Source organism: Streptomyces sp. R-07 (assembly GCF_049913175.1).
In the GTDB taxonomy this organism is placed as follows: domain Bacteria; phylum Actinomycetota; class Actinomycetes; order Streptomycetales; family Streptomycetaceae; genus Streptomyces.
Genome location: NZ_CP183978.1, coordinates 677238 through 685095, shown reverse-complemented (window position 1 = coordinate 685095; position 7858 = coordinate 677238). Strand labels below are relative to the sequence as shown.

Genomic DNA, 7858 nt, shown 5'->3' with positions numbered 1-7858 from the left:
ACAGTCGCAACGCGACTTGGAGCCCGGAGGCAGGCCATGGCGAGCAGTACTCAGCCGGACCGCAGGAAGGTGGACATCGGCCACCCCACGGAGCGGCGTCGCGGCCGGCGTCGGCTGAGCCGTGAACGCGTGCTCGCCGCGGCCCTCGACGTGGTGGACCGCGAGGGCCTGTCCGCCCTGAGCATGCGGCGGGTCGCCGCCGAGCTCGATGTCGAGGCGATGGCGCTGTACCGCTACGCCCCCAGCAAGGACGCCCTCCTGGACGGGCTGGTCGAGCAGCTCTACATGGAGCTGCACGAGGACCTCGCCCGCGAGGAACCCGCCCCCCTCGGCCAGGCGCCCGATCTGCCCGAATGGCGTGCCGAACTCCGCCGCGACGCCTGCGCCCTGTACCGGATCGCCCTCGCCCACCCGCAGGTCGTGCCGCTGCTGGCCACGCGGCTGCTCGCCGTCCCGCTGGCCCGCCGCCCGCTCGCGGTGCTGCAGGCCCACGAGCGGGTGCTGACCCTCCTGGACCGCGCCGGGCTCGACGAACGCGGCGTCGTCACCGCCTACCGGACGGTCACCGGGTGGGTGCTCGGCTACATCTTCAGCGACCTGCGGGCCATGGTCGAGAACCCCGACGAGCCCGATCCGGCGTTCCGCCTGGGCCTGCACCTGATGCCGGCCCGCGAGCTGCCCCGGCTGCGCGAGACCGCGCCCTTCCTGGCCGAGAAGGGCGGCTACCAGGAGCTGACGGACGGCCTCGACGCACTGCTCGACGGCATCCTGGCCGCGTCCGCCGCGCGCGCGGCGCAGGCGGCGCAGACGGACCAGAAGGACCAGGCGGACCAGAAGGACCAGGCGGAGTAGACGGACCAGGCGGGTCAGGAGACGGATCCCGCCGAGGTCGGTGCCTTCGATGCCGTGTAGTCCCCAGTCATGCCCACTTCTCGCTTTGTGTGGCTCGACCACATGCCCCGCTGACGGCCCGCCCGCCTAACGTGTGCAGCTCCCGATGCCGGGACAGGCATGGGGAGGGCGCGCCCAGAGCGCACGAGTGGGGGAGGTCGGGACGTGGCCGACAGACGGAGTCCGGGACGCCGGTGGCGACTGCGCGCAGCCCGCGTCATGGCCGTGGCGGGCGTCGTCGCGGCCGCCCTGGTGGGACCGCCCGCGGCCGCCGCCACGCCGCCCGCCTACCTCACGCTGGAGGCGGGGTACGGCGCCGGGACCGTCACCAACGGCTGGGAGCGGGTCGAGCGCTATCTCGACACGACCAGTGGATTCCGTACCGAGGGGTATCCGGCGGACGGCCGCGGGGACCAGGACGGCAAGCGCGTCACGTACTTCGGCGGCGTCTCCCGGCCTTCCTCGGGCCGGTTCCTGCTCTACTCGGCCCCCGGCTGGAACACCGGCAGCCGCACCACGCCGGTCCTCCTCGTGCACGGCGCGAACGACACCGCGGACCGCGCCTGGGCCAACCCCGGCGAATCGGGCGGCTACGGCTGCGGCGCCGCCTCCTGCCCCTCCACCGGGCTCATGCAGTACCTCTCCGAGCGCGGTCACCGCGTCTTCGCCGTCGGCTTCGCGCACAAGCAGGGCGACAACCTCATGCAGGCGCAGGTCGTCGGTGACGCCATCGCCGTCATCAAGGCGAAGCTCGGCGTCGCCGCGGTGGACCTGGTCGGCTGGAGCAAGGGCCAGATGTCGACCCGCGCGTACGTGTCGTCCCTGAAGCCGAGCTGGGGACGGCCGTACGCCGGTGACGTACGCCGGCTGGTCACCCTCGGCGGCCCGAACGGCGGCTACGACTACCCGTACGCCCACGGCTGGGCCCACGACGTCTCCATCTGGCCGGAGTGCGGCGGCAAGATCAACGCGCCCTCCCCGCACTCCCACATGACCTGCTACGGCCTCTACACCGCGCACCCCGAGTTCTCGATGACCCCCTCCGGCGGTCAGGACAACTATCCCGGTCAGCGCCAGATGCTGGCCCGCTGGGACGGGGTGTACGGCGTCGACGGCGCCGCCCAGGACTGGTACACGACCTACTACGGGGGCCAGGGCTTCTACACCGCGGGCGGCGGCATCCAGGCCGCGATCGACGCCGGATCGCTGATCGGCCCGCTGCACAGCGCCGGAGTGCCGGCCTCCGTCACCACCTACCTGCTGGCCGGCGGATCCGCCGACGTCCTCGGCATCTTCAACGAGAACCGCGGCCCCAGCGACGGCGTCGTCTTCGTCTCCAGCGCGCTCGACAGCACCGGCATCCCCACCGTCGGCGGCAAGGCCACCATCGCGACCGCCAACCACCTCGAACTGGGCTGGCACAGCGCGGCCGCCGCCCAGGTCGCCACCTGGCTCTCCTGAAGGAACCGAAGACCGAAGGACCCGAGGACCCAAGGACCCGAGGACATGACCACACTTCACACCCGCCGTATCGCCACCGGCAGACTGACCCAGCAGATCACCGAGGCCAGGACCGAGGGAGAAGCCGTCGTCTTCGTCCACGGCAACGTCTCCTCCTCCGCCTTCTGGCACACCACCCTGACCGCGCTGCCCGCCCCCTACCGCCCCCTCGCCGTCGACCTGCGCGGCTTCGGCGGCACCGACGCGCTGCCCGTCGACGCCACGCGCGGCCTGCGGGACTACGCCGACGACCTCGCCGAGCTGCTCACGGCCCTCGGCATCGAACGGGCCCACCTGGTCGGCTGGTCCATGGGCGGCGGCGTGGTCACGCAGTTTCTGCGCGACCACCCGGCCGCGGTGCGCTCCCTGACCCTGGTCAGCCCGGTCTCCCCGTACGGCTTCGGCGGAACGCACGGAGTGGACGGAACCCTCAACTCCGAGGACGGGGCGGGATCGGGCGGCGGCACGGCCAACCCGGACTTCGTCCGGCGGCTCGCCGAGGGCGACCGCGGCGGGGACTCCCCGACCTCGCCGCGCTCCGTCCTGACGACCTGTTACGCCAAGCCGCCGTTCCGGACCGAGCACGAGGACGCGTACGTCGAGTCCATGCTCGCCACGCGCCTCGGCGACGACCACTACCCGGGCGACAGCACGACGTCCGACGCCTGGCCCGGGATCGCGCCCGGGACGCGCGGCGTCCTCAACGGCATGGCCCCGATCCACTTCCGTGTCGACGACCTGCACCTGATCGACCCCAAGCCGCCCGTGCTGTGGATCCGGGGCGAGGACGACATCATCGTCTCGGACACCTCGATGTTCGACCTGGCGCACCTGGGCGCGATCGGCGCGGTTCCGGGCTGGGACGGCACCCCGGCGCAGCCGATGCTGGCGCAGACGCGGCACGTCCTCGACCGCTACGCGGCGGCCGGCGGCACGGTGCGGGAGGTGGCCGTGGCCGACGCCGGGCACGCGGTGCACCTCGAACGCCCCGAGGAGTTCGGCAAGGCCCTCCTCGAGGTCCTGTCGGCATGACGGTGTGCCGTACCCGGCAGGGGGAGGTGCGAGGCCGCACCTCCCCCGACGGAGTGACCTCCTTCCTCGGCATCCCGTACGCCGCTCCGCCCTTCGGCGCGCGACGGTTCCGGGAGCCCTTCCCGCCGGAGCCCTGGACGGGTGTACGCGACGCCACGGCCCACGGGCCGACCGCGCCGCACGCCCCGTACGCGCCGCCCTTCGACGTCCTCATCCCGGAGACCACGGTCTCGGGCGAGGACTGTCTGAGCCTCAACATCTGGACCCCGGCCCCGGAACCGGGTGCCGGCCTCCCCGTGATGGTGTGGCTGCACGGAGGGGCGTTCACCAACGGCTCCGGCTCGGCGTCCGGGTACGACGGGAGCGCCTTCGCCCGGGACGGCGTCGTCTGCGTCACGCTCAACTACCGCCTGGGGGCGGACGGTTTCCTGCGCCTCCCCGGCCGCACCGACAACCGTGGTCTGCTCGACCAGATCGCCGCACTCCGCTGGATCCGGGACGGCATCGCCTCCTTCGGCGGCGACCCGGACAACGTGACGGTCTTCGGGGAGTCGGCGGGGGCGATGAGCATCGGCGCGCTGCTGACCACGGAAGCGGCCCGGGGGCTCTTCCACCGGGCGATCCTGCAGAGCGGGGCCTGCCACCACTTCCTGCGCCCGCCGTCGGCCGAGCTGATCGCGGCCCGGCTGGCGGAGAAGCTGGGCATCGAACCGGCCCCGAAGGCCTTCGAGGCCGTCGACCTGTCGGAACTGCTCGCGGCCCAGGCCGAGTTGCGGGCGGAGGTGACCTCCGACCCGGACCCGGCGCGATGGGGCGAGGCGGTGCTCAACATCATGCCCTTCGAGCCGGTCCTGCCGGGTCTCACCCTCCCCGGCCCGGACTGCGGAGTCGACCTCCTCATCGGCAGCAACCGCGAGGAGTACCGCCTCTTCCTGGTCCCCACCGGGCGTCTCGACGTCTTTCCCGAGACCTCGCTCCGCGCCATGACCGCGGCCTACGGCCTCGACCCGGACGAAGCCCTCCCCGTCTACCGGGCCGCCGCCCGACCGGGCGCGACACCCGGCGAGATCCTCGACGCGGTGGCGACCGACTGGTTCTACCGGATCCCCGCCATCCGCCTGGCCGAGTCCGTCCCGGGCTCGTACCTCTACGAGTTCTCCTGGCGCTCCCCCCGGTTCGACGGCACCCTCGGGGCCTGCCACGCGATGGAACTGCCCTTCGTCTTCGACCGCCTCCACGACCCGTCGTACGCACCCCTGCTCGGCGCCGACCCGCCCCAGGTACTCGCGGACGCCATGCACGGAGCGTGGGTCTCCTTCGCGAAGACGGGCAGCCCCGGCTGGAAGGCGTACGACAGGACGAGTCGTACGACGATGGACTTCACCACGACCCCCGCACCGGTCACCGACCCCCGCGCGCGGGAACGGCTCCTCTGGGAGGGCGTGCGCTGAGGGGTTCGAGGGCTGCTACTTCTTGCTGCGGGTGACGACCGCGCCGAAGAGGGCCAGGCCCTTGATCACGACACGCGGTGTGCCCGGCCTGCCGATCCTGCGCGCGGCCCGCTTGTCGAAGACGCCGAAGAACCCGAGACCCCGCACCTCGACCTCGATGTCGTCCGGGACGACGATCCTGGTGCCGCCCCACAGGGCGACGGCGCGGATCTCGGTGTCCTGGCTGCTGAAGCGCGCCTCGGTGAGGTCGATCCTGCCGCCGCCCCACATCGACCAGAGCGTCATGCGGGGCGGCACGACCCAGGCGCCCCTGCGCTCGAAGCCGCCGAAGACGCCCGCGACGAAGCCGCGCGAGGTCGGTGGCCGGTCCACCACGAGCGCGTCACGCGGACCGGGCTGCGGCAGACCGCGGCAGGCCTTCTCCAGATCGCCCCGGGTGCGGGAGGCGTGCACCTCGTCGAGACGTGCCGTCAGGTCCTCCAGCGGCAGCCGGCCGTTCTCGACGGCGGCCCTCAGCCGCTCCTCCGCGTCGAAACGCTCACGGTCCGAGGCGAGGATGTCCAGGTCGTGCCGGGTCATGGCGTCAACCCTCCGAGATAGGCGATGAGGACAGAAGACAGAGCTCTCCGATACGCGACGTCGTGCCCGGGCTCGGCCGGGTCGTGCCCGAGGTCGGCGAGCCAGTAGCGCCGGCCGAGCACATAGCCGTACGCGCCGGACATGGTCAGCAGGACGAGCATCTCGATCCGCGCCCGGTCGGGGCCCTCGGGCGGAGGGAGCACCGAGCGGACGCCCTCCTCGATCACGTCGACCAGGCGGGAGAGGTTCGTGGGGGAGTCCGGGGCCGTCTCGTCGTCCCAGCCGTGGAGCTGGGACCACGTCCACAGCCGGACGTACCGCTCGTCGGCGAGGATCTCGAAGAGCACCTGCGTCATACCGTCCGCGTACGGCACGCTCCCGTCGGCCCGCATGCGCTTCCGTACGAGCTCCCGCTTGCGCTCGTTCTCGCGCTGGAGGACGGCCCGCACCAGCGCCCGGTAGGTCCCGAAGTAGTGGGTGACGAGTCCGTGGGTCACCCCGGCCGCCTCGGCGACCCGGCGCAGTCCCGCACCGTCGGGTCCGTGCCGCGCGATGAGCTCGGTGGCGGCGTCCAGGATCTCGGCACGTGCCTGATCCGGGGTGCGCCGGCGTCGTGCGGCGGTCATGGCACCTCCCTGTTGGCACGGTGGACAATATGTTGTCGTCCACTCTGACAACAAGATCGGCGCAGGTCAACTCGCCCTGGATACCGCATACATGGCCGTCTTCGGAGTCGCGAAGCGGGGTGGACGTCGTTCGGCGGCATGGTTACCGTCGCCGCATGGATCGGAACGAACATTCACATCACGCCTCTTCGTTCGGCGCCGCGGCCGTCGCCTATGCCGCGCACCGTCCCGACTACGCGCAGGACGCGGTGTGCTGGGCGCTCGAATCCGCGCCCGGACCGCGGGTGCTCGACCTCGGCGCGGGCACCGGCAAGCTGACCGCCACGCTGGTCGAGACGGGCGCCGAGGTCGTCGCGGTCGAACCCGACCCGGCGATGCTGGCCGAACTGCGCCGCGCGCTCCCGGACGTCCGCGCCCTGCGGGGCTGCGCCGAGTCGATCCCGCTGCCGGACGGGTCCGTCGACGCCGTGGTGGCCGGCAACGCCATGCACTGGTTCGACATGGCCGTCGCGGGGCCCGAGATCGCCAGGGTCCTGGCGCCCCAGGGTGTACTCGCGGGCCTGTGGAACGTCATGGACGACGAGGTCGAGTGGGTCGCCGGGCTCGCGGAGGTCAGCGGGAGCGAGGTGATCGGCCCGCGCGACACGCCCGCCTCCTGGCGGGCCGAGACGGGGGGCATGCACCTGCCCAGGACCGGAGGGGTCGCGCGGTTCGGCTCGCCGGAGCAGGCCGGATTCCCGCACGGGCAGAGCCGGACGGCCGAAACCCTCGCCTCGACGCTCGCGACGCGTGCGGGCGTCCTGGTCATGCTCGAGCCGGAGCGAGAGGCCCTGCTCGGCCGGATCCGCGCGTTCCTCGCGAGCAGGCCGGAGACCGCCGAGGGCGAGTTCACCCTCCCGATGCAGACCGGTGTGCTGCGCGTACGGCGGCTGTGAAGCATCCGTGAGGGTCCAGGTGTCGGTCGGTGAAAACGGCCGGCCGGAATGACTCGACGGAACGGCCTTCAGTCAGGGAAACTGATCGACAACAGGCCATCAGAGTGGCCTAGTTCGACAAGAACTGACAATTGCGGGGGATGACATGGCAACACTTACTCGTCGTTGGTCGGCGCGCATAGCAGGCGTGATGGCCGGAGCGGCACTGGTCGTGGGCGGCACGACCGGCGTCTCGAACGCCGCCACGACCCCTCCCGGGCCGAGCCCGTTCGACGCCGTCGGGACCTACGGGGTGGTCACGACCACGCACCCGGACACCGTGGGCTGTAATGGCTACAAGGTGGTCGGGTCGGGGACCGTCACCGGCAACCGGATCACCGGCACCGGCACCTGGTCGCAGACGGAGGACGCGTGCACCGCGACCGTCCCCGGTCAGTGGGACATCAACGGCAAGGTGACGGTCACTCAGACCGACGGCTCCCACCTCTACTTCACCTACCACCTCAACGCGCCGCTGACGTCGGACACCATGGTGTACCCGACCGGCACCTTCACGATCACCGGTGGCGACGGGGCGTTCGACGAGGCGGTCGGCAGCGGCAAGATGAACGCCACGGTCAACCTGCTGGACAAGGCTCACGTCACCGCCAACCTGTCCGGATCCATGGGCTTCCGCTGGCAGATCTGACCCAGGGTCACCTAGCGGCGGATGGCGTCCTGTCGATGTCCTCCGCCGTCGGAGCCGGCCTCGTCGCCATCGAGGCCGGCTCCGCCATTCCGTTCGCGACGCACCTGCCGAATGTCTCGACGGAAGACTCCTCGATCGGGGAAACTGTCCTCAACA

General features: G+C 71.9%; 8 protein-coding genes. 6 read left to right on the top strand and 2 right to left on the bottom strand.

Annotated elements, in window-relative coordinates; all coding sequences use genetic code 11:
* The first annotated feature begins 36 nt into the window (after positions 1-36).
* From ACN9M0_RS03200 to ACN9M0_RS03185, 4 genes are all read left to right on the top strand, one after another.
* A complete protein-coding gene (locus tag ACN9M0_RS03200; protein WP_399695530.1) occupies positions 37-852 on the top strand; it encodes a TetR/AcrR family transcriptional regulator in 816 nt (271 codons plus the stop codon).
* Positions 853-1056: 204 nt separating this feature from the next.
* Positions 1057-2352 carry an esterase/lipase family protein gene (locus ACN9M0_RS03195; RefSeq protein WP_366035337.1) on the top strand — a complete coding sequence of 432 codons (1296 nt, stop codon included), beginning with the start codon at positions 1057-1059 and terminating at the stop codon, positions 2350-2352.
* Positions 2353-2397: 45 nt separating this feature from the next.
* A complete protein-coding gene (locus ACN9M0_RS03190; RefSeq protein WP_366035336.1) occupies positions 2398-3423 on the top strand; it encodes an alpha/beta hydrolase in 1026 nt (341 codons plus the stop codon).
* The gene (locus tag ACN9M0_RS03185; protein ID WP_426403070.1) at positions 3420-4874 is read left to right on the top strand and encodes a carboxylesterase/lipase family protein; all 1455 of its coding nucleotides are present in this window, start codon (positions 3420-3422) and stop codon (positions 4872-4874) included. The genes ACN9M0_RS03190 and ACN9M0_RS03185 overlap by 4 nt, the downstream gene beginning before the upstream one ends.
* A gap of 15 nt (positions 4875-4889) precedes the next feature.
* Here the strand turns inward: ACN9M0_RS03185 and ACN9M0_RS03180 are convergent, their stop codons facing one another.
* On the bottom strand, positions 4890-5453 hold the full coding sequence (locus tag ACN9M0_RS03180) for a DUF1707 SHOCT-like domain-containing protein (RefSeq protein ID WP_366035334.1): 564 nt from the start codon (positions 5451-5453) through the stop codon (positions 4890-4892).
* Entirely contained in the window at positions 5450-6079 is a 630-nt protein-coding gene (locus ACN9M0_RS03175) for a TetR/AcrR family transcriptional regulator (RefSeq protein WP_426403069.1), read from the bottom strand. The genes ACN9M0_RS03180 and ACN9M0_RS03175 overlap by 4 nt, the downstream gene beginning before the upstream one ends.
* Positions 6080-6234: 155 nt before the next feature.
* On the opposite strand from ACN9M0_RS03175, the gene ACN9M0_RS03170 reads away from it, so the two are divergent.
* Positions 6235-7014 (top strand): class I SAM-dependent methyltransferase, encoded by a 780-nt coding sequence (locus ACN9M0_RS03170; protein ID WP_426403068.1) that lies wholly within the window; start codon positions 6235-6237, stop codon positions 7012-7014.
* A 190-nt stretch (positions 7015-7204) separates the two neighbouring features.
* Positions 7205-7702 carry a hypothetical protein gene (locus ACN9M0_RS03165; RefSeq protein ID WP_426403067.1) on the top strand — a complete coding sequence of 166 codons (498 nt, stop codon included), beginning with the start codon at positions 7205-7207 and terminating at the stop codon, positions 7700-7702.
* Positions 7703-7858: the final 156 nt, after the last annotated feature.